We start from the raw sequence: 20,408 nt of genomic DNA, 5'->3' as shown, positions 1-20,408 counted from the left end.
GGGCCTTTTTCATGCCCGCAAGGAGGCCCCGATGGCCCAACCCATGTCCGCTACCGAGTTCCGCGCCAAGCTCAAGGCCGAGGGCTGCAAGGTCGTCGAGGTCGGCGACTGGCGCAACCACAACCGCAACCACGTCGGCCCCTGGGGGCCCGTCAACGGCGTGATGATCCACCACACCGTGACGTCCGGCTCCGCCCGCACCGTCGACATCTGCCGCCGCGGGTACGCGCAGCTCCCCGGCCCGCTGTGCCACGGCGTCATCACCAAGGACGGCACCGTCCACCTCGTCGGCTACGGCCGCGCCAACCACGCCGGCTCCGGCGACGGCGACGTGCTGCGCGCCGTCATCGCCGAAGCCGACCTCCCGGCCGACAACGAGACCAACACCGACGGCAACCGCTACTTCTACGGCTTCGAGTGCGAGAACCTCGGCGACGGCCGCGACCCCTGGCCCGCCGCCCAGCTGGAGGCCATCGAGAAGGCCGCCGCCGCGATCTGCCGCCACCACGGCTGGAAGGCCGAGTCCGTCATCGGGCACCTGGAGTGGCAGCCCGGCAAGGTCGACCCCCGCGGCTTCACCATGAAGGCGATGCGCGACCGAGTGCGGGCCCGCCTCGCCACCAAGCCCGGCACCCCCGCGCCCGCGTCGACACCCAGCCCGGCCCCGTCGACCACCACGTACACGGTGAAGTCCGGCGACACCCTCTGGGGCATCGCCCGCCAGTGGAAGACGACCGTGCCCGTCCTCGTCGACCTCAACGGCCTGAAGGACCCGGAGCTCCTCCGCGTCGGCCAGACCCTCAGGGTCCCCGGGCTCACGATCTACACCGTCGGCCGCGGCGACACCCTCTGGTCCATCGCCGCCTCCCGGCTCGGCGACGGCAACCGCTACCGCGAGATCGCCAAGCTCAACGGCCTCGCCGATGCCGACACCATCAGCCCTGGCCAGGAGCTCAAGCTCCCGCCGCGGTAACCCCTACAGATCGGATCTGCCATGACCACACCGAGCACCCCCAGCCTGCCCTCCCGCGGCGACGTCGAGACCGTCGTCAAGACCGCGAGCACCTACGCCCGCGACCTGATCGAGCGGATCATCGCCACGTTCCTCGTCGCCTTCGCCGGCGTCGCCCTGGCCGCCGGCCCCGGCGACCTGTTCTCCGCGACGTTCTGGGAGACGGCCGCCGCCGCAGGCCTGGCCGCCGTCGGCTCCCTGGTGAAGGGCCTCGTCGCCCGCGCCATCGGCCCGAAGAACAGCGCCTCCACCGCCCCGGGCGTGTAGTTGACCCAGTTACAGCAAGGGAGAGCGACCGTGGCCGAGACCTTCGGCATTGACCCAACCCAGGGCGGCGCGGTCGCCCTCCTCGCCATCGTCTTCCTCATGGTCCTCGCTGGCCGTCTCGTGCCGCGGTCAGCCCTGCAGGACATGAAGGAAGAGCGGGACCTGTGGCGTGAAGCGCACGCCACCTCCGAGAAAGCCCGACAGGAGGAAAGAGAGCAGACGGCAGAGCTGCTGGAAATCGCGAAGATCAGCGGGCACGTACTGACCTCTCTACCCCGTCCTGCGCCCGCCCGGGAGGAGGTGCCCCGTGCTCCAGTGGATCAAGCGACTGATGCGCAAGGGTAAGCCGACCCCTGGGCATCAAGCCGCATCAGAAGCGCTGGAGCGGGCCCGCGACGCTCACCGAGAAGCAGAGGAGCGCCGTCCAGCAGTCGAAGCCATCGCGGCCCGACTGCGACGGGAGAGGGCAGCGAACAACTTCGCCGAGCGGATCCGCTCGGCCCTGGAGGGAGGGTCGTGAAATGGGCGACCTGAGCGTCGATCGGTGGGCGAACGTGATCGTATCGGGGCTGGCATTCCTGGCGTGCGCGGCGTTCGTAGTGGTCTACCACTGGAAGGCGCCGTGGTGGCGGTCCGACGTGGGCCGGAACCTGATGGCACTCCCGAGCGCCATCGGCGTCCTGTGCCTGTACACCGTGCTCATCACCGTGTGGCCGGAGGGCCGCCCGGCGGCTGTGCTCCGCAGCGTGCGGACGGCGGTGGTCCTGGCAATCGCCGTGCTGATGGTGCAGCGGACCTGGATGGTGTGGCGGGCCCAGAGCGAACCCCACGATCGAACTGGAGTGTGACGGACCCCGGACCGGCCCTGTCGTGGAAGGCCGGCCCGAGGCGTAGAAACGAGTGCCCCCTCTCTCCCCGTTCATGGGGGAGAGAGGGGGCACTTCGTCGTGCTCAGGGGAGGTACACCCCCCGATAACATGCCGTATCCCAGGTCAGCGGCGCGCGCCGTCCCGCTCGGCCTGCCAGCGGGCGAGCGCCTCGGCGGACGGCCGGGCGTACTTCGCCAGCGAGCGCACCGAGGTGTGTCCGGAGAACGCCATCAGCATCGGCGTGCTCGCCCCATCCTCCGCCGCATGCGTCAGCGCCGAGTGCCGCAACTGGTGCAGCGTCGCCTTCTCGCCCAGCACCCGCGCGGTGTGCTCCTCGAACAGCTCGGCCGCCCGCCGGTACGACAGGCGCGCCTTCCCGCTGTCCGGGTCGACGTCGGCCAGCGCCACCGAGGGGCGGGCCCGCCGGTCGGTGAGGAACAGCGGGCCCGAGCGGCGCCCGGCCAGCAGGCGCGGCAGCAGGCGGGCGGTGCCGGTCTGCCAGGCGATGACGTCCCGGGCCCCGGCCTTCCGCCGGGTGCGGGCGGTGCGGGCCGGCATGTCGAGGTCGGGCACGTCCAGACGGAGCACCTCCTCGGCGCGGGCCGCGGTCTCGTAGAGCAGGTGCCACAGCACGCGGTCGCGCAGCGGGCTGCTCTTGTCGCCGAGGAGCTTCTCCACCTGGGCGCGGGACAGGGCGCGATCGCGGTCGGCGGGCGCGGTGCGCATCCGCAGCCGCACGGTGGGGTCGCTGGCGAGCCAGCCCTGCTCGCGCCAGTAGGCGGTCGCCGAGTGCAGGGCGTTCATGCGGGTGTTCCAGGTGCGGGCCGCGGCGGCGCCCCACTGCTCGGTGAACCAGGCGGCGAGCCGGTCGGGGTCGGCGACGTCGTCGAGGTGGGCCCGGTCGCCGTAGTGGGCGGCGAGCCGGTCGAGGACGACGGTGTAGGCGCGGCGGGTGTTCAGTACGCGGATGGTGTCGAGGAAGGCCGCGGCGGCGTGCGCGACGGTGGGCGCGTCGGCGGCGCGGGGCAGGGCGTGGACGGTTCCCAAGGGAGGCAACCCCTTCTATCGCAGATAGTTTCCGGAGTCGGTAGCCTCCGGGGCCTCCGTTCGCGCTGGTCACCTCCGCTGCTACCGCAGATAGTATGCCGCTATCTGCGGTAACTCCGGTCCGGGAAACGCCGGTTGACGAGCACGCAGGGGGAGGCCACCAGGACTCGCCGCATCCTGCCCGAACCACTCCCGGCGAGACGCAGCCGCGAGAGAATGAGCCCATGGACCTCACCGAAGCAAGCAGCCAAGTCGGCCAGCTCGTCGCCGCCGGCGTCCCCGCCGAGGACATCGCCGTGCGCCAGCCGTGCCCGGTCTTCGGCACGTCCTGGGGCGTGACTGCCCGTATCTCCGGGCCGCTGCGCGTCACCTCGGGCACGAACTTGCGCCTCCATCCGGAGCTCAAGGTCGAGTAGGCCTGATCCCCGGCCCGCCCCGCCGGCTCCGGTCGGCGGGGCGCTGTCGTGTCCGCCGCCCGCTGTCGCCTGCCGGTGCCACACTGGGAGACGTCCCATCCGTCGTGCTGCCGGGCTGCGGACACGGCCCCGCCCCTGATGCAGGCGGGGCCACCAGACGAAGGGGGAGCGGCGTGAGCGCGCAGAGGCTGAGCCCGAAGTCGACCCGACGCATCACCCGGTCGACCGGCCTCGACGTGATCCGCGCTTGGTCGCATGGCGGCTACACGATGGCGTTCGTGACCGCCGACCACCGCCACGGCTGGTGGGACAAGAAGACCGGCGAGTGGGGCATCGACAGCGCGCCCGTGCACTACACGTCCTGCAGCGAGCTGTTCCCCGAGGAGGATTGACCCCCGGTCTGCCCCGTCCGCGTCCCCTGTCGCGGGCGGGGCTTCCTCACGCCTCCGGCTGCCGGGCCGCGTCCTTCACTGCCTGCCCCAGCTCGTACCGGTTCAGGCTCTGCTCCACGGCGTGCTGGGTGATGGCCGCCTGCACGGCCTCGGCGCACATGCGCCACGCCTCCCGCTGCTCGCGACGCTCCTCTTCGCTGGTCGCCGCCTCCAGCTTCGCGCGGGCCTCGTTCGACGCCCTCTGCAGTTCGATCAGGTTCTCGGGTACGTCCACGCCCGGATGCTACGCCGCGGTCGCCCACTCACGGCGGACCGCCTCTGCCCACGCCCGGCGCAGCCGGTCCAGCTCCTCCAGCTCGGCCGCCGTCCACGACCGGCGGCCGGCGGCGTAGGCCCGCAGCGCGGCGTTCGCCTCGTCCGCCGTCGGGAGCCGCTCGGGAGTGTCCACGCCCAGCAGATTACGCGCCTGGTGTGACACCGGAAGTGACAAATCCGTGTCCAGCGAAGATCCGTTCCCTGTACACCCTTCCCGCATATGCCAGGGCCGTGGTCAAATCGGCGTCCAGAGGAACGCTCCTTACAGACTCACCCGCCACCTGTCCGCAGGGAGGACCAGATCAGCCGTCTCCACCGGGCGCCCGGTCTCGTCCAGCCGAGTCCGCTCCACCAACAGCGCCGCCGTCCCCGCCGCCAGACCCAGCGCCGCCGCCTCCCCGGCCGTCATCTGATGAGGCCGCAGCTCGCACCGCACCGCGGCGTGCTCACGGGGTACCGCGCCGCGCCACCAGCGGGTCAGCAGAAGTGCCGGCCGCCCGTCGGGGTCCAGCAGTTCGGCCCGCTCCCACTGCACGGCGACACGGCGGGCCAGCCCCAGCCGGGCCCGCAGCTCCCCGTCGGCCTGGACCGTGCCCCGCTCCACATCGCCCGTCCCGTGCGGCCACGGGGCATCCGGATCGGTGAGGGTGCGCACGGCCGGAGGGTAGGCCACCGTCAGCCGGGCGCCGGGTCGGCCGTCCAGGAGGCCCTCCCGACGGAGGAGCGCCACGGCTTGGTAGGCGGCGCCCGCGCCGACGCCGTGTTCATCGGCGATCTGACGGTGGGAAGGGAAGCGGGATCCGGGGGGATAGGTGCCGTCGGTGATGCGCTGACGCAGTGCGGCGGCGAGCCGTCGGTGCGGCGCGTCCACCATGGCAGCCCCCGGGCAGTGATCTTGAGATCGCCACCGTAGGAGAGGCTGTTGAAACTGCTACATAGCGGTTAGCGTAGAGATCACGGACGCCAGCCCTGCCGCCTGTGACTGCCGCAGGGCTGGACGCATTTCCGGGCACTCGAACACTTGTTCACTCGAAGGGGTGAAGCACCGCTGTAGGCCGCATGCAGTAACCCGCGGGAGGCACACGGATGACTACCGCCCCCACGCCGTCGCTCAGCAGGAGGACCCTCATGCCGACCGAGGAGAAGATCCTCGACTGCTACCGCTGGAGACCGGGCACGTGCTTCCGCTGCGCCCGCACGGGCGTGGACACCGCGCGGATCGGCCGGGTTCGACCGCAGGCCGGCGGCGAACACGAGGTACGGGCCTGCCGGAAGTGCGTGCTCGCGCTGGAGGCCGACCGGCGCAGTGCCGCCGAGCGGCGCGGCGAGATCTACGAGCCCGGCCAACTGGGGAAGTCCGACGCGTAGACAGCGCCCTGACCGGCCGTAGACGGCCTGTCGCGCGGCCTTCAGCGGGAGAGTTCCTGGGGAGAATCTGGGGAGCGGGGAGCGCACGGGGAGAGGAATCGAGCCCAACTTGTCTCAGTGAATCACAATGCGTCTCAACAGATCTCAGCAGGTCAGGGCGCCAGAAGTGACTCAACCGGACACGCCTCCAGGTGGGCCTCTCTGTTGCCGTCAGTTCGAGAACATCTGGCTGAGGACGAAGCGGTACGACGCCAACGGTCGGGTGCGGAGCGGCACGGGCGGCGTCTGCTACATCCTCTTCCCGGCCCACCCCTCCCCGGCCCAGCGCCGCGCCCTGCGGGAGCTCGGCATCCGCTGACCCGCCGCCGAGGACGGCCCCGCGCGCCTGCCGGCAGGCACGCGGGGCCGTCGGCGGTGAGGCGGCCGTAACGGTGCGCCGTGGTCCTGATGGAGCGGTGCCCCGTCCACCGTCAAGGGGATCCGCTTGGACGCCGCCCTGGAGAACGGTGACCGGGTCGACATCCGGGCCGGCATGACCGAGGAGAAGCGCGAGCCCCGGCCCCGGCCTGCGTCAACGGATGGGACTTACAAGGCCCGTGTTCCCGCGGGCACCAAGGACGGCCAGGAGGGGCCGGATCCGCGAGCTCGGCGGTCCCGGCGAGCACGGCGGTGCCAGGGGGCCCGGAGGCCACCGTGCACGTCTCGCCGCGCCGGGCGGGGGCTCACCCGGCCGCATCGGTGTCGTCGCCTCCGGCGGCACGGGCCGATCGAGCCGCTGCGACGGCGAAGGCGCGGCGGAGGGCCGGGCAGTCCACCACCTCGATGTCGGCGTCGAACCGCAGCAGCCATGCCGCCAAGCCGGCCCAGGACCAGGAGCCGACCCTGACGCGGCAGCGGTCGGGCTCCGTCGCCACGACGATGCCGTCCCCGACGAAGGGGAGGACCCGGTCGGGAGGGAGACCGATGACGACGTCGGCCCGGCAGGGCCAGGCGTCGGTGTCCTGTGCGCCCCTGAAGCGGGCGGCCAGGAAGGACGCCACGTCGCCGCCGGGCAGCTCGCGGGGGGTGAAGCGGGGGCCGTTGGGGCTGCGTAGCGTCATCCGGTCGACGCGGTGGACACGCCAGTCCTGGTGCCCGGGGTCCCATGCGACGAGGTACCAGCGCCCGGCACGGGCGACGAGGTGATGGGGCTGCACCTGCCGGGGCGGCCGGAGGGCCTCGTGGTCCTCCGTCCGCCCCGGCGTGCGGTAGTCGAAGCGCAGCTCCTCACGGGTGCGGACGGCGGCGCCGACGGCCAGCAGCGTCCGAGGATCCGCCGGCTGACCGTCCCCTTCGGCGTGCGCGACCGGGGTGACGTCGAAGCCGTCGATGCGGGCGCGCAGCCGGGCCGGCATGACCTGGCTCAGCGTGGCCAGCGCGCGCCCGGCCGCCTCCTCGATCCCGGCGCCGCTCACCACGGCCGTCCGCAGGGCGATGGCGAGAGCGACGGCCTGGTCGTCGTCGAAGAGCAGGGGCGGCAGCCGGGTACCGGCCCCGAGCCGGTAACCGCCGTCGGGTCCTCTGGTCGCGGTGATGGGGTAGCCCAGGTCGCGCAACCGGTCGATGTCGCGGCGCAGGGTGCGCGGGCTGACGTGCAGGCGTTCGCTGAGGACCGCGCCCGGCCAGTCCCGGCGGGTCTGGAGCAGGCTCAGGAGGTTGAGCAGGCGCTGCGATGCCGCCGGTGCCGAACTGGTGGGCACATTCCCGTCCTCTCTCGCGTTCCCCCGGGCTGTCGACCGCTGTCCCGCGGCAGGGCGCCGTTCCGGTCCGTCCCGGTGTCGTTCTCCCCGTACCCGGTGGGTGGACCGGGTTCCGGCGGTGCCCGCCGGGCGGGACGAGCGCGTCGGTGCGGTCGAGGAGCGCGTCCTCCGGCACCACGCCCGCGCCCGCCGGCAGGTCCTCCGGGTGTGCGAGCGTACGCGGGCCGATGACCGCCGAGGTGACGTCCGGGTGGTTCACGGCGAACGCCGTCGCCATGGGGGTGATCGGCACCCCGCTTCCCGGGCCAGGGCGATGAGCTGCTCGACCAGGTCCAGGGCCCGCTCGTCGGTCAGGTGCTTCGGCCCCCACTGCGACCGCCGGCCGTCCGGGGGCCGCCCCTCGCGGTGGCGGCCGGCGAGCACGTCCGAGACGAGCGGGCTCCACACCGGCGTGCCGACGCCGTACCGCCGACGCACCGGCAGCACCTCGCGCTCGGTCGCCCGGTTGAGGACGGAGCACGTCGGCTGCTCGGTGCGCGGACGGGCCGGCCCGCGCCGCCCGGCGGGCCACCGCCCCTCCACGATCCCCGAAGCGGGGAGTCCGAGGAGCCGACGGCCGCGCCGTGCCGCTGCGCGGCAGGCCGGTGAGCGCCGGAAGCGTCTCCTCGAGGTCCGTACCGGGCTCGGGACGATGGATCCGGCAGAGGCCGACGCGGTCGACCCTCAGCCGGCGCGGGGAGTCCTCGACCGCGGTCGTGATCCAGCGCCGTGAGCCTCCACGCCGGTTCGGATCCCGTCCCGTCACGCCGTGGGACGCGGTGGCGAGGACCACGTCGTCGCGCCGGCCCTCGGGGCCTCGCCGGTGATCTCCCCGGTCCCGCCGTACCCGTGGACGTCGGCGGTGCCGATGAGGTTGACGCCGGCGTCCAGGGCCCGGTGGACGGTGCGGGCGCGGTCCTCGTGGTCGGGACTGCCGGGTCTGCCGAACACCACGGTGCCCAGGCGGCAGGGGCTGGACCGGATGCCGGTCCGCCCCGGTGCGCGTGTCCTCACGTCCGTGGTCCTCGCGCCGTTCAGGAGGGGACGTACTCGGTGGCGACGTCGAGGGTCCAGGTGACGCCGAACCGGTCGGTGAGCATGCCGTACAGCGGTGCCCAGGCGGACGGGGCGAGGTCGGAGACGATGGTGGCGCCCTCGCGGAGCCTGTGCCAGTAGCGGCTGATCTCGTCGGCGTCCGTGCCGCGGACGGAGACGAAGTAGGAGCTCACACCCTGGTCGTACGGCCGTGCGGAGGGGACGTCGAAGGCCATGACGTGGAAGCCCGCCGGCGAGGTCACCTGACCCCACGAGAGCCGGTCGGCCTCCTGCGGCTCGGTCACCGCCCGAAGGTCGGCGTAGGTGACGGCGACGAGGTCACCACCGAAGACGGACCGGTAGAACTCCAGCGCTTCCCGGGCATTGCCGCGCAGGTTGATGTGGGTGACGGTCCTGATGCTCATGCCGTGGTTCCTGTTCCTCTTTCCGGCCCTCGCGGGCCGCCGGGGCCGTGTGCCCCGGCAGGGGAGACATTCACAGGGGTAGAGGCCAGGGAATGACCTGTACCCCGGGGACGATGCCCCCCATGCCGACAGTTCTCCCCCGCCGGTCACCGGACGCCGCAGGCCCGCCCGTACGCCACGTCACCGACGCGGAACGCCGCGCCCGGCTCGCCGTCCGGCACATGCTGGCCCCTTCGTTCCGCGCCGGATCACCGCAGGACGTCACCCGGGCGATGACCGTCCTGCACGCCACCGAACCGGCCACCGTCCACCTCTCCTGCCACGCCCGCACGAACGCGCTGACGACCGCCGACGTGGACCGGGCCCTCTTCATCGAACGCGGTCTGGTCAGGCAGCTCGCCATGCGCCGCACCCTGTTCGTCTTCCCCCGCGACCTGCTCCCCGCGGCCTGGGCGGGTCCGTCCGCCCGGGTCGCCGCCGCCGAGCGCGCCCGCATGGCCGGTGACGTCGTCGAGGCCGGCCTCGCCTCCGACGGCCATGCCTGGCTCGACCACGCCCGCGCCGATGTCCTGGCCCTGCTCACCACCGCCGCGGACGGCCTCACGGCCCGGGAGATCCGCCGGGCCGTACCGGCGATCGACGTGAAGGTGGCGGTCAGGCCGGGCGACCCCTGGACCGCCTCGCGCGTACTGACCCAACTGGGCGCCACCGCCGACATCGTCCGCGGCACCAACACCGCCGGCTGGTACGCCTCCCGTCCCCGCTGGACCCTGACGCGCCACTGGCTCGGCGCCCCGCCCGCCGCACTCGACCCCGCCGCCGGCTACCGCGAGATCGTGCGCCGCTGGCTGTACACCTTCGGCCCCGGCACCGAGGACGACCTGGTGTGGTGGCTCGGAGCCACGAGGACCACCGTCCGCACCGCCCTCGCCGACCTCGGCGCGCTCCCCGTGACGCTGGACACCGCAGCGACCGGCTGGCTGCTGCCCGACGACCTCCAGGAGGTCACCGACCCCGGCCGCTGGGCGGCACTGCTGCCCGTCCTCGACCCGACCGTGATGGGCTGGTGCGGCCGCGACTTCTACCTCGGCCCGCACCGCGCCCAGCTCTTCGAACGCCGCGGCAACGCCGGTACGACCGCCTGGGTCGACGGCCGGGTGGTGGGCTGCTGGGTGCAGGACGTGGCCGGACGCGTACACCTCCGGCTGCTGGAGTCCGTCACCCCCGCCGAACGACGCCTGCTCGACGAGGAGGCGCAACGGCTGACCGCCTGGCTCGACGGCTTCCGCGTCACCCCCGTCTACACCTCACCCGCGATGAGGACGTGACACCGGCCTCCGTCGCGAGAACGGGTCCCGGCGCGACTTCTGTGGAGCGGCACGGCGAGGCCGCGTCCGGGGGCTGTCGAGCGAGCGGCTCTGTCCCACTTCCGGCGGTGACGGAAGGCAACCGCGACGATGGGCGGGCCGTCGACCGGAACCCGTTCCCGTGGACGGGGCTGAGCCGGGTGGTGCCGCCCAGGAAGCCGTAGCCGTGCCCGTCATGGCGGGCGGTGCGGTATCGCCGCCCCGCCGCGGGAGGACCGCGACCGTCTACCGCGCCGGCCTCCGCAACGCGGGCGCCCCTCCCTCTGCCCCGTCCGGCGGTCCGGGGGGAACCGCCTGACGTCCGGCAGCGCGTGCGGTGAGGTCCTCGTCCGTCGGCGTCTCTCCGTTTCACCCGGCGGCGTGCGGTCGTACTCGAAGACCTGCTCGGTACGGCGCCGAGCGGTGAGGAAGGCCGCCTCCGACTCGGTGTGGACGAGCCCCTCGGCGATCCGGTCCGGGACCTCTTCCTCGTGCGCACGCGTCACAGCGGAACACTCCCTTCGTCCAGTCCTCGGGCAGGCCCGGCGCGTCTCCGGTCGACCGCGCGCCCAGCGCCTGTGCGGGCCGTGAGGGCACCATGGGGTACTCCGGACTCCCCGGGCATCGGCTCCGGGCCCTTTCCTCTGGAGCCGGCCGCGTCAGGGAACGGCGTTCGGTGTGGTGAGGGGCCAGGGCTCGCGGGGCAGGAATGCACCGGGCGGAGGCCCTGGATGTCAGAGCGGTGTGAGACCTTGCCGCTCATGACGACGGAGAACGATCCCCTGGCCGGGCTGGACGCGGTCGACTGGTCGGCCCTGGAGCACGCCTACGGAGCCGCGGACGACGTCCCGGGGCAGCTGCGGGCGCTGTGCGGGGCGGACGCCGAGGAGCGGGCCAAGGCCCTGCACGAGCTGTACGGCAACATCTTCCACCAGGGCAGCCGCTACGAGGCGTCGGCCGCGGCCGTGCCGTTCCTGGCCCGCATGGCGGCCGACGCCTCGCTGCCCGACCGGCACGAGGCCCTGGAACTGCTGGCGGCGCTGGCCGTCGGCTACGACGAGGCGCACCTGCCGGGCGGCGTCGACATATCCGGCTGGCGGCAGGAGGTCGCGCGGTTCGCGGCGGAGGATCCGGAGCAGATACGCGCCGAGTACGACACGTGGGTGGCGGAGGCGCCCGACGAGGGCGAGCGGCGCGTGCGCGAGATGCACCGCGCGATGCTCGACGTCGACGCGCAACTGCGGGCTGCCGACGCCGAACTGGGCGCCTACGACGCGGTGCGGCAGGAGGTGCCGGCCCTGTGCGCCCTGCTGGGCGACGACGATCCGGCCGTGCGCGCGGCCACGGCGTACCTGCTGGCCTGGTTCCCGGAGGAGGCCGGCCGCACGGTGCCGCACCTGCTCCATCTGCTCGACCGCGAGACCGACCGGGCCGTGGTGGCCACGGCGCTGGTGGCGGTGGGCCTGCTGGGCGATGCCACCCAGGCCGACAGGCTGCGGACGTTCCTCACCGCCGGGGACCGGGCGGTGCGGTGGGCGGCGGCGACCGCCCTGGCACGCCTGGGCAGCACGGACTCCGGAGTCGCGGTGGGCACGGAGGTGCTCGCCGAACTGGCCGCCGCCGAGGCGGACCCGCCGGAGCCCGGCCCGCCCGGCATCCTGTTCCACGAGGGTGACCTGCGCGGCTACGCCGCGGCGAGCCTCACCCAGCTGGCCGACCGCTACCCGGCCGAAGCCCTGGACGCCGTGACGGACGGCTTGGCCGCCACCACGGGGCCCGCCGGCTTCGCGGTCGCCGCGGCAGCCCTGCACCTGGCCTTCGGCGGGCAGCGCCCCACCGGCCTTCCGGCGTTCGCGGACCTGGACCGCCGTCAGCAGCGCCTGGTCCGCGTACTGGCCGCGCTCGACGACGGCACGTGGCGATGGGTGAACTTCCTGGAGATCCTGCGGGCGTGGGGCCTGCCCCAGGACCGCGCGGCGATGCGCGCCTACGCGGAGATGCCCGCATAGGGGGACGGGCGCCCGCTGCCGGATGCGGCGTCGGGCGGATCCGGTGTCAGAGCCGTCCTGAACGCTGCACTGCTCCGAGGCAGGAAAGCGGGCCCTCCACCAGTTTCCGCTGAGGGGACGGCAGTTCGGCGGCGACGGCTCGGCGGACGAGCGGAAGGCTGCTCCGGCTGCCAGGTGGAGCTCGTGCAGCGCAGAGCCGATGGCGGGGGAGGGGGACGCGGAGCGGGGCGGGCGGCCCGGGTTCGGGCCGCGGGCTGGGCACAGGTGTGTTCCGTCCGCAGGTGGGCGGGCGTGAGCAGGGTCTGGCGGCCGGGGCCGGCGGGAGCCGATCGCGCGGCGGTGCCGCCGTAGACGAGTGGCCAGGGAGCACAGGGCGGCACCGGGCACGTCGACGCCCGGCGGGTGGGCGGGCATGCGAAGCCTCTGGTGGAGACGGTTCTCTCGGTCGGCAACCCGTCTGCCGGGGGCTTCACCACGCCGTCGGCCCGGCTGCCGAACTCCTGCCGCACGCCGGGGAGGGCTCGGCCGGTCTTTCCTGGTCCAAGAGCAGTTACAGCAGTGGAGCCGGTGGTGAGGGCGTCGAGGCCGCCGCCCGTACCGGCACCGTCCACGTACGGGGCTCCGAGGACACGGCCCGGCGCGGTCGGGCCGGACGCCTGGGCGTCCTTCCTCGCCCCGGCGTCCCGCTCGTACGTCCGACGCTCGCGTCGCGTCCGCGCCCCCGTCCCGCGGGGCCGCCGCCGGGCGCCTGGCCGCCGTCGCCCCTCAGCGGGTGAGGTGGACGGGGACGGAGGCGTGGCCGTTGGAGATCAGGCCGGCGTTGGGGCGCAGGGCGTCGGCGGGGACGGCGAGGCGCAGGTCGGGGAAGCGGGCGAAGAGGGCCGGGAGAGCGGCCCCGGCCTCCGCCCGGGCGAGGGCGGCGCCGAGGCAGAAGTGGACGCCGTGGCCGAAGGACAGGTGCTCCTTGCCGGGCCGGGTGACGTCGAAGGAGTCGGCGGTGTCGCCGTGCAGCCTCGGATGGCGGCCGGCCGCCGCGTACGAGGCGAGGATCGCCTCGCCCCGCCGGATCACCGGCCCGCCGGGCACGGGGATGTCCTCGACGGCGTACCGCAGGGGCAGGTGGGCGATCGGCGACTCGAAGCGGAGGGCCTCCTCTATGACGTCGCCCCAGCCGGCGCGTCCGGCGCGGACGTGGCCGAGCTGGTCGGGGTGGGTGAGCAGGGCGACGATCGCCTGGTCCAGGAGGTTGACCGTGGTCTCGTGCCCCGCGCTGATGACCAGCAGCAGGGTGTCGACGAGCTCCTCCTCGCTGAGGGCGGAGCCGTCGCCCCCCTCGTCCCGGGCGGCGATCAGGACCGAGGTCATGTCGTCGCCGGGGCGGGCCCGCTTGGCGGCGACGAGGTCGCGCAGGACGCCGTACAGCTCCCGGGTGTTGGCGGCGGCCTGCTCGGGGGTGAGGGTGGTGTCGAAGACCCCGTCGACGGTGCGGCCGAAGTCGGAGCGGGAGTGGTCGGGCAGGCCCATCAGTTCGCTGATCACCTGGACCGGCAGGGGGTGGGCGAAGCGCTCGCGCAGGTCGACGCTCTCGCCGGGCGGGACGGCGGCGAGGTCGTCGAGCAGGGAGGCGGCGACGGCCTCGATGCGCGGGACGAGGACGGTGACGCGGCGGGCCGCGAACGCCGGGCTGACCAGCCGGCGCAGGCGCCGGTGCTCGGGTCCGTAGGCGGTGAACATGTTCCGCACGCTCACCCACAGCTCCAGCGGCCACCGGCCGACGATCTCGTCGGGGAACGCCGGCCAGTGCCGGTAGGCGTCCTTGGACACCCGCGGGTCGGTCAGGAGCCCCTTGAGCACCTCCGGGTCGGTGACCGCCCAGGCGCGCACGCCCAGGATGTCCACCGGAGCCACCGGACCGCGGGCGCGCAGGGCGGCGTCCTCGGCCCGGCGGTCGGCGCCGTTGGGATCCAGTACGAGGACCGGTGGGTCCATCGGCTGTCGGTCCATCGGGGTCTCCTCGTGGGAGGGGCCGGCGGTGCGGGCGGTGCGCGGTCGCGGGACGCGTGGGCGCCGCGGAGCGCGTGCGCGCACACCGCCGCCTCCGCGGGCCGGGCCGTCCCGGCCGGCCGCTCGGCCCGTCCCCGTCACGCCGGTGCGTCCGTACGGTGCGACCGGTCCGTCACCGCACCCGGTCATGGTCCGCCGCCCGCCTCCCTCCGGGCTACGGCGGAATCGGTCAATGCGGTGGAGGTGGCGGGGTGGCGGGTGGGATCCGTCCCGCCGCTCGCGCCTCGGAAGGATTCCGGCGACGCGTACGGGGCGTGGGGGATCCCCGGCCGTCCGCCGCGCGAGGCTGTCCCGGCGGTCGCGGCCGCCGCCGACGTACGGGTCCAACCGCCCGACGGCTCGCGGCGGGGCGCGGGGGAGGGGCGCGGGAGAGGGTTTCCCGCCGCGCCGACCGGGGTTTCGCGCAACGGCGATCGCGGGGACGTGGACGGCGGCGGCGGAAGCGCACCTGCCGCTCCCGTGACCACCGGGCCGGTGCCGGTTCGCCGCGCGGACACTCCCACGCCCGCCGAAGGGCGGTGACATGGTGCGCGCGCCCTGTTCCCGGGCTGAGCGGCATCGCCGCGGTGAGCCTCCGGTGTCCGGCTCGTACGTCCCACGCCACCGCGGACGCGACCCGGTGGCGGCCTGCTCCGGGGTGAACGCCGGGGTGGCCGGCTCGCTGAGCGCCGCCGGCCGCCGGAGGCAGTACCCGAATCGGCCCGGGACCGGTGCCGTTCGGCGTGCCGTCCGTCATCCGGCCGCGCTCCACCGAACCGGACCGGCGCGAGGCCGCCCGCTGCTTCCCGGCACGCCGCCGGGCCGGAACGCGCTTTGCGCCCCGCGCCCCCGGCCGTGACACTGGGCCGAGCGGTACGCGGGGCGCGGGCGGCGGAGGGGGAGAACATGGCCGACGAGCCGGGGAGTTGGGGGAGGCCGGTGCCGCTGGGCCACGGCGGCGCGGCCGAGGCGGCCCACTTCGTCGCCGCGCCGCTGCTGGCCGGGGCCTGCATCGCCACCGTCGGGGTCCTGGGCGCCGACGCCGAGAAGTTCCGCTGGCCCGGCCCGGCGATGCTGCTGCTCACCCTCGCCTTCGCCGCGCTCGTCGGCAGCGTGCAGTACGGCTTCCACGCCCGCCGGCACCTCTACTCCCCGGCGGACGTGGAGTCCTGGCACCCGCCGGACTCCCGCAGGCCCTCCGGCGAGGTGCTGCGGCGGGAGCAGCGCCGTCACTTCGGGGAGTGGCTGCGGCTGAGCCGCCGGGCGGCGCTGACCTACAACCTGGGGATCGCCCTGCTGGGCGCGGGTGGCGCACTGGCCCTCGCGGCCCCCGAGGGCGCCTCGTTCTGGCACGCTGTGTGCCGCTGGGCGGCGAGCGCGGTGCTGGCGGCCGGCGCCCTGGCGGAGTTGGAGTGGACGCTGAGCGAGTGGTGGACGCGCAGGACGCTGCTGCGCGCCGCCCGCGCCGGCGGGCGGGGAGAGGACGGAGGGGAGGGGCGCGATGTCTGAGCCCGTCGTGCGTGCCGTCGGCGGCCCGTGGGAGCCGGAGGTGACGCACTGCTGCGTGTGCGGGGGGCCGCTGCTGCTGCGCGGGCGCCCGCTGACGGTGCGTCCGCGCGTGTGGTCCCTCCGCAGGCAGGGCTTCCTGGACGACCTCGCGTACGACCACGACGGCGGCTGCGCCGCGGCGGCGGTCCCGGCCGGCGTGCTCGTCGGGATGAGCAGGGAGCAGGCCCTGGCGGAGGCGGCCCGCCTGGCTCCCCCTGCGGAGGAGGGGGAGGGCGGTACGGCGGGCGGGTCCGGCTGAGCCCGGGGCCCGGCCGGGCGGGCGAGTTCGGCCGGGCCGGAGCCGGGAACACGGACGACATCCGCATTCGGCAGGGCGGTTCGCCGCCGGGAACGCCGAGGACAGCCGAGTCGAGGAGGACCGCATGGCCGTCACGTTCCGCAGGAGCTTCCGGATCCTGCCCGGGGTGCGCCTGAACATCAACCGCCGTTCCTGGTCGTTCACCCTGGGCAGCGGGAAGGGGCCGCGTCACACGGTCAGTTCGACCGGGCGCCGCACCACGTCCATGGACCTTCCCGGTCCGTTCGGATACCGGAAGACGACGACGAGCCGCGGCCGCCGCGGCGGCCGCTGACGCTTCGGCGGTAGCACACCGCGCACCACACCACACACCGCGCACCGGACCGGCCCCGGAGCCCCAAGAGGGCTCCGGGGCCGGTCCTCCGGCGCGGGGACCCGCGGCTTCCGCAGGGCTCGGCGCCGCCCGGGCGGGCGGAACGCGAGACCGCGGCGAATGGCCGAAAAGGGACTGCACGGAACCTTGCCAGTGACCGGTGGCGTACATACAGTCAACCTACTCGCCGGTATTGACATGTTCACTAATACCGGACGTCCCCCCGTGCGCCCCGTGGAGGCGCGGGGCGGAGCCGTGCCACCGTACGTACCGGACCGGTGCCCGTCGGGCGCCGGGCCGACGCTACCCAGCACCGATCCATCGCAGTCCGTATGCCAGAGGCACGTCCGCGAGGACTCGCGGGCGCCGCCGGAGGGGTGTGTGATGAAGGACGATCAGGAAAGACCCGTGGACGGCCGCGTCAGATGGCGCAGGTTCGCCGCCGTGTGCGTCCCCGGCTTCGCCGTCACCGGCGTCCTGGCCGTGGCGCTGGCCGAGGGGGCCCTCGCCGCGTCGTTCGCCGTGTCCGGGCAGCAGTTCAAGGTGTCCGCGGACCGGCTCACCGGCACCGGCTTCGTGCAGTACGGCAGCGTGGACGTCAACGCCCGCGACCAGCTGCTGCCCGTCGCGGTGACCGGCATCAGGCAGGCGCGGATGGAGAGCCTGTGCCAGTCGGTCGTCACCACCCTGCCCGTCCTCGGCGACATCTCGCTGAAGCTCTCCGCGGGCACCGGCGACAAGCCGGTGGAGGCCACCGACCTGTTCGTGGACGCCACCCAGCTCTCGGGCGACGCCTCGTTCTCGAACATCGAGATCGGCCGTGACGCCTCCACGCTCGACAAGGGCCCCGACGGCGGCCAGGGCATGCAGGACGCCTTCTCCCAGCAGGCCGACACCCTGGAGATCCGCGATCTGGAGCAGACCGCGTGGGCGACGAACGCGGGCACGTTCAAGCTCGCCGACCTCAGCATGAAGATCACCAAGGGCAAGCGCGAATGCTTCTGAGGTGGCGGCGCTGGCGCCGGAGCCAGCCGTTCTGGGGAGGGCTGGTCACCGTCGCCGCGGGCGTGGAGATCGCCGCCATCCCCCTGGCCCCGCTGAAGGTCATGTTGCACCAGGGGGTCGCGGGCACCGCGTCCGTCCTCCTGGGAGCCGTCATGGTCGTGCTGGGCCTGTCCGCCTGGTTCACGCCGCACCACCGCACCCTCGCGGGCGTCCTCACGGTCATGGTCGCCGCGTCCGCGCTGGTCCTCTCCAATCTCGGCGGCTTCCTGATCGGAACGGTCGCCGGTGTCGTCGGCGGCGGGCTCGTCTTCGGCTGGCAGCCGGAGGCGCCCGCGCCGGTGTCCCCCCACCCCAACCCCCCGACAGTCAAGGAGGAAGCGTGATCAACCGTCCGTCACGTTCCCGCACCCCCCTCGCCATAGGCGCCGGCCTGGCGGCCGCCGCCGCCCTCACCCTCACCGGGGCCGGCAGCGCCGCGGCCGGACCGGCCGCCGTCGCGGGCCCCACGACGGTCTCCCCCGCCGGGCACTACTTCGCCGCCAACCTGACCGGCAGCGCCACGTTCAAGGCCGGTGCGGTGACGGTGACCTGCACGGTCTCCAGCTCCGTCCCCGCGGGCGCCGGCGACGCCAACCGCGTCCCGGAGGCGCCGGACAACAGCAACGCCGCGGGCCCGGTCTCCAACCCCCTCAACCCGCCCACCTACAGCTCGTGCCGGACCAGCATGCCGGGCGTCTCCGCCTCCATCACCACCAGCGGCGAGTGGGGCGTCTCCGTCCAGCACGGGTCGCCGTCCACCGCGAGCCTGACCATGCCCAGCGGCGGCTTCGTGCTGAAGACCAGCGGTCTGGCCAACTGCACCGTGACCGCCGCGCCCGACGGCGCCGCCTCGATCTCCGGCGCCTGGACCAACGGGGCGCCGTCCAGGCTCACCTTCACCAACGCCTCCGTGCCCGTCGACGTCGTCGGCGGATTCGGCTGCCCGACCAGCGCCACCAGCTCCGTCTTCAACGCCGCCTACAACATCACCGACGTGACCGACCCCGCGTCGCAGATCACCGTGACCGGCTAGCCCCGCGGGCGTCGGTCCCTTCCGAAGGGCCCCGGGCGGCGACCAGGCCGCCGCCCGGGGCCCGTGCCGCGCGTACGCTCCGGCCCGCCGGAAGGACGGGGCGCCGGCGCCCGTTCCCGGACCGGGCCGATGGAGAACCGATGGGGGAGCCCGGGCGGGTGGCGGCCGCCGGGGCAGCGGGAACGGTGCGGAACCCGCGCATCGCCGTGGCGCTCGCCGGGTGCCGCGTGGGCCGTCACGCCCGGCGTGCGGGACGGCGGCGGTACCGGCGAGGCGGCAGGCGCGGTAGTGTGCGGGAAGCGTCGCGTGCCGGTGGCAGACCGTGTCAGGCATGGAGGCGCCGGACCGAAGGAGGTCGACGATGCGCTCGCACTCGTCGCACCCTTCGCTCTCGCGTGACTGAGCGCGAGACGACCAGGCTCGTCGCCTGGAGCCGAGAACTCCGCCAGGTGCACCACCGGCTACGGGAAGCGCTGGCCGTGACCCGCGCCTCCCTCGCCGACGGCGCCCCCGGTGAGGCGGCCACCCGTGAACTGCTGCTGTACTGCCACGGCTTCTGCGCGGCCCTCGACGGCCACCACCAGGGCGAGGACCGCACCCTGTTCCCGGCCGTCGCAGCCGCGCACCCGGAACTCCGCCCCGTGCTGCGCTCGCTCGAGCAGGACCACTCGATGATCGCCCACCTGCTCGGCGGCCTCCGTGCCGCGGTCGACCGGGCCGCGCCGCCCGAGGAGCTCGACCACCACCTCGAAGGCATCGCCGCGATCATGGAGAACCACTTCCGCTACGAGGAGCGGCAACTGCTCACCGTGCTCGAGACCCTTGAGCTGGCGGCCGCGCCCCGGGAGGCGCTGGGCCCGATGTGACCCCGGACCGGACCGTGGGCGGCGGTGGTGGCCGCCACCTTCCAGCGGGCCGCGGACCCGCGGCGGGTCCGCCGGGGCGGGAAGTCTCCGGGCGGGGCCCGCCCTTCGCGGCCGGTGCCGACGACGTGGCGGATCACGTCGACGGTCGCGCGGCGGGGGGCGCCCCTCCGGACGGCGTCGGCGTGCCGTCGGGCGGCGGGTGACGTTCCCGTGGACGGACCGTGCCCGTCGCCGCCGAGCCGGCGCCCCCGGGCACGACCAGGCGCTCAGCTCGGCCGGGGACGCAGGCCGTTCAGGGCGGTCTCGACCACGGCGTCGGCGAACTCGGCCGTCAGCGGTCCCTCACGGTGCAGCCAGCGCCTCTGCAGCGGTCCCCAGATCAGGTCGAGGGCCACCTCCAGATCGGCGCCGGGGGCGAGCTGCCCCGCCTCGCGGGCCCTGCGCAGACGGCGGAGCTTGAGCTCCCTCATCGGCCCGTCCAGCCGCTCGGCGAAGTCGGCGGCGAGGGCGGGGTCGAGGAGGACCTCCACCGTCAGGGCGCGCATCGGCCCGTCGAGGCGCGGGTCGTTCAGCTCGTCGACGGTGGCGCGGAGCACCGTCTTCAGGTCGGCCTCCAGGTCGCCGGTGTCCGGCAGTTCGGCGGGCTCCCCGTCCTGCCCCTCGGAGAGCGACAGCAGCGCGTCGAACAGCACCGCCCCCTTGGAGGGCCACCAGCGGTAGATCGTCTGCTTGCCCGCGCCGGCCCGGGCGGCGATGCCCTCGATGCTCAGCCCGGCGTACCCGACCTCCCCGGCCAGCTCCAGCGCGGCGTCGAGGATGGCCCGGCGGGTGGCCCGGCTGCGCCGGGCGGTGCCGGGGCTTCTGCGCTGCGTCGTCATCGCGGGAAGCGTAGCCGAGGGGGCGGGACGGGCCGACGCGTGCCGCCGGGGCGGGCGGGACGGGCGGGGCCCCGGTCGCGTACCC

General features: G+C 74.4%; 26 protein-coding genes and 3 pseudogenes. 17 read left to right on the top strand and 12 right to left on the bottom strand.

What is annotated here, in order from left to right; all coding sequences use genetic code 11:
* Positions 1-31 precede the first annotated feature (31 nt).
* From QC029_RS05155 to QC029_RS05140, 4 genes are all read left to right on the top strand, one after another.
* Positions 32-973 carry a LysM peptidoglycan-binding domain-containing protein gene (locus tag QC029_RS05155; protein ID WP_279554180.1) on the top strand — a complete coding sequence of 314 codons (942 nt, stop codon included), beginning with the start codon at positions 32-34 and terminating at the stop codon, positions 971-973.
* 21 nt (positions 974-994) lie between these two features.
* On the top strand, positions 995-1,279 hold the full coding sequence (locus QC029_RS05150) for a hypothetical protein (RefSeq protein ID WP_279554179.1): 285 nt from the start codon (positions 995-997) through the stop codon (positions 1,277-1,279).
* A 30-nt stretch (positions 1,280-1,309) separates the two neighbouring features.
* Complete coding sequence (locus tag QC029_RS05145; protein WP_279554178.1) at positions 1,310-1,624, top strand: hypothetical protein; 315 nt, start codon at positions 1,310-1,312, stop codon at positions 1,622-1,624.
* A gap of 176 nt (positions 1,625-1,800) precedes the next feature.
* On the top strand, positions 1,801-2,127 hold the full coding sequence (locus QC029_RS05140) for a hypothetical protein (RefSeq protein ID WP_279554177.1): 327 nt from the start codon (positions 1,801-1,803) through the stop codon (positions 2,125-2,127).
* Positions 2,128-2,271: 144 nt separating this feature from the next.
* On the opposite strand, the gene QC029_RS05135 is transcribed toward QC029_RS05140, so the two are convergent.
* A complete protein-coding gene (locus QC029_RS05135) occupies positions 2,272-3,195 on the bottom strand; it encodes a site-specific integrase (RefSeq protein WP_279554176.1) in 924 nt (307 codons plus the stop codon).
* A 224-nt stretch (positions 3,196-3,419) separates the two neighbouring features.
* Between QC029_RS05135 and QC029_RS05130 the strand changes: the two genes are divergently transcribed.
* A complete protein-coding gene (locus tag QC029_RS05130; protein WP_279554175.1) occupies positions 3,420-3,611 on the top strand; it encodes a hypothetical protein in 192 nt (63 codons plus the stop codon).
* Positions 3,612-4,049: 438 nt separating this feature from the next.
* On the opposite strand, the gene QC029_RS05125 is transcribed toward QC029_RS05130, so the two are convergent.
* From QC029_RS05125 to QC029_RS05115, 3 genes are all read right to left on the bottom strand, one after another.
* Complete coding sequence (locus QC029_RS05125) at positions 4,050-4,277, bottom strand: hypothetical protein (RefSeq protein WP_279554173.1); 228 nt, start codon at positions 4,275-4,277, stop codon at positions 4,050-4,052.
* Between the two features lie 9 nt (positions 4,278-4,286).
* The gene (locus QC029_RS05120; protein ID WP_279554172.1) at positions 4,287-4,451 is read right to left on the bottom strand and encodes a hypothetical protein; all 165 of its coding nucleotides are present in this window, start codon (positions 4,449-4,451) and stop codon (positions 4,287-4,289) included.
* Positions 4,452-4,580: 129 nt separating this feature from the next.
* Positions 4,581-5,192: a GntR family transcriptional regulator gene (locus QC029_RS05115; RefSeq protein ID WP_279554171.1), complete on the bottom strand. Its 612-nt coding sequence runs from the start codon at positions 5,190-5,192 to the stop codon at positions 4,581-4,583.
* A 212-nt stretch (positions 5,193-5,404) separates the two neighbouring features.
* Here QC029_RS05115 and QC029_RS05110 point away from each other — a divergent pair, with 212 nt between their 5' ends.
* Together QC029_RS05110 and QC029_RS05105 are read left to right on the top strand one after the other, a co-directional pair.
* Positions 5,405-5,686 carry a hypothetical protein gene (locus tag QC029_RS05110; protein ID WP_279554169.1) on the top strand — a complete coding sequence of 94 codons (282 nt, stop codon included), beginning with the start codon at positions 5,405-5,407 and terminating at the stop codon, positions 5,684-5,686.
* Positions 5,687-5,894: 208 nt separating this feature from the next.
* Positions 5,895-6,044, top strand: a pseudogene (locus tag QC029_RS05105) (peptidase C39 family protein); the annotation flags it as partial.
* A gap of 364 nt (positions 6,045-6,408) precedes the next feature.
* Here QC029_RS05105 and QC029_RS05100 read toward each other — a convergent pair.
* From QC029_RS05100 to QC029_RS05085, 5 genes and pseudogenes are all read right to left on the bottom strand, one after another.
* Positions 6,409-7,425, bottom strand: coding sequence for a YafY family protein (locus tag QC029_RS05100; RefSeq protein ID WP_279554167.1), 1,017 nt, complete (start codon positions 7,423-7,425; stop codon positions 6,409-6,411).
* Between the two features lie 255 nt (positions 7,426-7,680).
* Positions 7,681-8,007, bottom strand: a complete 327-nt coding sequence (locus tag QC029_RS05095; protein WP_279554166.1) for an aldo/keto reductase — start codon at positions 8,005-8,007, stop codon at positions 7,681-7,683.
* 94 nt (positions 8,008-8,101) lie between these two features.
* Positions 8,102-8,230 (bottom strand): annotated as a pseudogene (locus QC029_RS31160) (aldo/keto reductase); the annotation flags it as partial.
* Positions 8,227-8,478 carry an aldo/keto reductase gene (locus tag QC029_RS05090; protein ID WP_279554164.1) on the bottom strand — a complete coding sequence of 84 codons (252 nt, stop codon included), beginning with the start codon at positions 8,476-8,478 and terminating at the stop codon, positions 8,227-8,229. The pseudogene QC029_RS31160 and the gene QC029_RS05090, both read right to left, overlap by 4 nt.
* A gap of 20 nt (positions 8,479-8,498) precedes the next feature.
* Entirely contained in the window at positions 8,499-8,924 is a 426-nt protein-coding gene (locus tag QC029_RS05085) for a VOC family protein (RefSeq protein ID WP_279554163.1), read from the bottom strand.
* 122 nt (positions 8,925-9,046) lie between these two features.
* On the opposite strand from QC029_RS05085, the gene QC029_RS05080 reads away from it, so the two are divergent.
* The 3 genes from QC029_RS05080 (at position 9,047) to QC029_RS31070 (ending at position 13,055) form a co-directional block, all read left to right on the top strand.
* Positions 9,047-10,252, top strand: a complete 1,206-nt coding sequence (locus tag QC029_RS05080) for a winged helix DNA-binding domain-containing protein (RefSeq protein WP_279554162.1) — start codon at positions 9,047-9,049, stop codon at positions 10,250-10,252.
* 779 nt (positions 10,253-11,031) lie between these two features.
* Positions 11,032-12,279, top strand: a complete 1,248-nt coding sequence (locus tag QC029_RS05075) for a HEAT repeat domain-containing protein (protein WP_279554161.1) — start codon at positions 11,032-11,034, stop codon at positions 12,277-12,279.
* 266 nt (positions 12,280-12,545) lie between these two features.
* Entirely contained in the window at positions 12,546-13,055 is a 510-nt protein-coding gene (locus QC029_RS31070) for a DUF397 domain-containing protein (protein ID WP_336621557.1), read from the top strand.
* Here QC029_RS31070 and QC029_RS05065 read toward each other — a convergent pair.
* Positions 13,045-14,283, bottom strand: a complete 1,239-nt coding sequence (locus QC029_RS05065; protein WP_279554160.1) for a cytochrome P450 — start codon at positions 14,281-14,283, stop codon at positions 13,045-13,047. The genes QC029_RS31070 and QC029_RS05065 overlap by 11 nt on opposite strands.
* Before the next feature lie 945 nt (positions 14,284-15,228).
* Here QC029_RS05065 and QC029_RS05060 point away from each other — a divergent pair.
* The 7 genes from QC029_RS05060 to QC029_RS05030 all read left to right on the top strand — a co-directional run bounded on the left by QC029_RS05060 (position 15,229) and on the right by QC029_RS05030 (position 19,445).
* On the top strand, positions 15,229-15,831 hold the full coding sequence (locus QC029_RS05060; protein ID WP_279554159.1) for a hypothetical protein: 603 nt from the start codon (positions 15,229-15,231) through the stop codon (positions 15,829-15,831).
* On the top strand, positions 15,824-16,129 hold the full coding sequence (locus QC029_RS05055) for a hypothetical protein (protein ID WP_279554158.1): 306 nt from the start codon (positions 15,824-15,826) through the stop codon (positions 16,127-16,129). The genes QC029_RS05060 and QC029_RS05055 overlap by 8 nt, the downstream gene beginning before the upstream one ends.
* Before the next feature lie 124 nt (positions 16,130-16,253).
* The gene (locus tag QC029_RS05050) at positions 16,254-16,463 is read left to right on the top strand and encodes a DUF4236 domain-containing protein (RefSeq protein ID WP_279554157.1); all 210 of its coding nucleotides are present in this window, start codon (positions 16,254-16,256) and stop codon (positions 16,461-16,463) included.
* A gap of 423 nt (positions 16,464-16,886) precedes the next feature.
* Positions 16,887-17,507 (top strand): DUF6230 family protein, encoded by a 621-nt coding sequence (locus QC029_RS05045; RefSeq protein ID WP_279554156.1) that lies wholly within the window; start codon positions 16,887-16,889, stop codon positions 17,505-17,507.
* Complete coding sequence (locus QC029_RS05040; RefSeq protein WP_279554155.1) at positions 17,498-17,890, top strand: DUF6114 domain-containing protein; 393 nt, start codon at positions 17,498-17,500, stop codon at positions 17,888-17,890. The genes QC029_RS05045 and QC029_RS05040 overlap by 10 nt, the downstream gene beginning before the upstream one ends.
* On the top strand, positions 17,887-18,579 hold the full coding sequence (locus QC029_RS05035) for a hypothetical protein (protein ID WP_279554154.1): 693 nt from the start codon (positions 17,887-17,889) through the stop codon (positions 18,577-18,579). Before QC029_RS05040 ends, QC029_RS05035 begins: the two co-directional genes overlap by 4 nt.
* Positions 18,580-18,974: 395 nt before the next feature.
* Positions 18,975-19,445 (top strand): hemerythrin domain-containing protein, encoded by a 471-nt coding sequence (locus QC029_RS05030; protein WP_279554153.1) that lies wholly within the window; start codon positions 18,975-18,977, stop codon positions 19,443-19,445.
* 41 nt (positions 19,446-19,486) lie between these two features.
* Here QC029_RS05030 and QC029_RS05025 read toward each other — a convergent pair.
* A pseudogene (locus QC029_RS05025) lies at positions 19,487-19,603 on the bottom strand (IS5/IS1182 family transposase); the annotation flags it as partial.
* Between the two features lie 108 nt (positions 19,604-19,711).
* A complete protein-coding gene (locus QC029_RS05020) occupies positions 19,712-20,323 on the bottom strand; it encodes a TetR/AcrR family transcriptional regulator (protein WP_279554152.1) in 612 nt (203 codons plus the stop codon).
* Positions 20,324-20,408: the final 85 nt, after the last annotated feature.

The sequence above is a fragment of the Streptomyces sp. DH37 genome (assembly GCF_029813835.1).
In the GTDB taxonomy this organism is placed as follows: domain Bacteria; phylum Actinomycetota; class Actinomycetes; order Streptomycetales; family Streptomycetaceae; genus Streptomyces.
This window is presented reverse-complemented; position numbering and strand designations above follow the sequence as displayed.

What these genes read in the sequence shown, in the direction of transcription:
- QC029_RS05140 (WP_279554177.1), top strand. Translation starts at nt 1,801, where the DNA reads ATGGGCGACCTGAGCGTCGATCGGTGGGCGAACGTGATCGTATCGGGG.
- QC029_RS05130 (WP_279554175.1), top strand. Translation starts at nt 3,420, where the DNA reads ATGGACCTCACCGAAGCAAGCAGCCAAGTCGGCCAGCTCGTCGCCGCC.
- QC029_RS05040 (WP_279554155.1), top strand. Translation starts at nt 17,498, where the DNA reads ATGCTTCTGAGGTGGCGGCGCTGGCGCCGGAGCCAGCCGTTCTGGGGA.
- QC029_RS05045 (WP_279554156.1), top strand. Translation starts at nt 16,887, where the DNA reads ATGAAGGACGATCAGGAAAGACCCGTGGACGGCCGCGTCAGATGGCGC.
- QC029_RS05085 (WP_279554163.1), bottom strand. Translation starts at nt 8,924, where the DNA reads ATGAGCATCAGGACCGTCACCCACATCAACCTGCGCGGCAATGCCCGG.
- QC029_RS05020 (WP_279554152.1), bottom strand. Translation starts at nt 20,323, where the DNA reads ATGACGACGCAGCGCAGAAGCCCCGGCACCGCCCGGCGCAGCCGGGCC.
- QC029_RS05110 (WP_279554169.1), top strand. Translation starts at nt 5,405, where the DNA reads ATGACTACCGCCCCCACGCCGTCGCTCAGCAGGAGGACCCTCATGCCG.
- QC029_RS05080 (WP_279554162.1), top strand. Translation starts at nt 9,047, where the DNA reads ATGCCGACAGTTCTCCCCCGCCGGTCACCGGACGCCGCAGGCCCGCCC.
- QC029_RS05065 (WP_279554160.1), bottom strand. Translation starts at nt 14,283, where the DNA reads ATGGACCGACAGCCGATGGACCCACCGGTCCTCGTACTGGATCCCAAC.
- QC029_RS05055 (WP_279554158.1), top strand. Translation starts at nt 15,824, where the DNA reads ATGTCTGAGCCCGTCGTGCGTGCCGTCGGCGGCCCGTGGGAGCCGGAG.
- QC029_RS05115 (WP_279554171.1), bottom strand. Translation starts at nt 5,192, where the DNA reads ATGGTGGACGCGCCGCACCGACGGCTCGCCGCCGCACTGCGTCAGCGC.
- QC029_RS05060 (WP_279554159.1), top strand. Translation starts at nt 15,229, where the DNA reads ATGGCCGACGAGCCGGGGAGTTGGGGGAGGCCGGTGCCGCTGGGCCAC.
- QC029_RS05155 (WP_279554180.1), top strand. Translation starts at nt 32, where the DNA reads ATGGCCCAACCCATGTCCGCTACCGAGTTCCGCGCCAAGCTCAAGGCC.
- QC029_RS05050 (WP_279554157.1), top strand. Translation starts at nt 16,254, where the DNA reads ATGGCCGTCACGTTCCGCAGGAGCTTCCGGATCCTGCCCGGGGTGCGC.
- QC029_RS05075 (WP_279554161.1), top strand. Translation starts at nt 11,032, where the DNA reads ATGACGACGGAGAACGATCCCCTGGCCGGGCTGGACGCGGTCGACTGG.
- QC029_RS05150 (WP_279554179.1), top strand. Translation starts at nt 995, where the DNA reads ATGACCACACCGAGCACCCCCAGCCTGCCCTCCCGCGGCGACGTCGAG.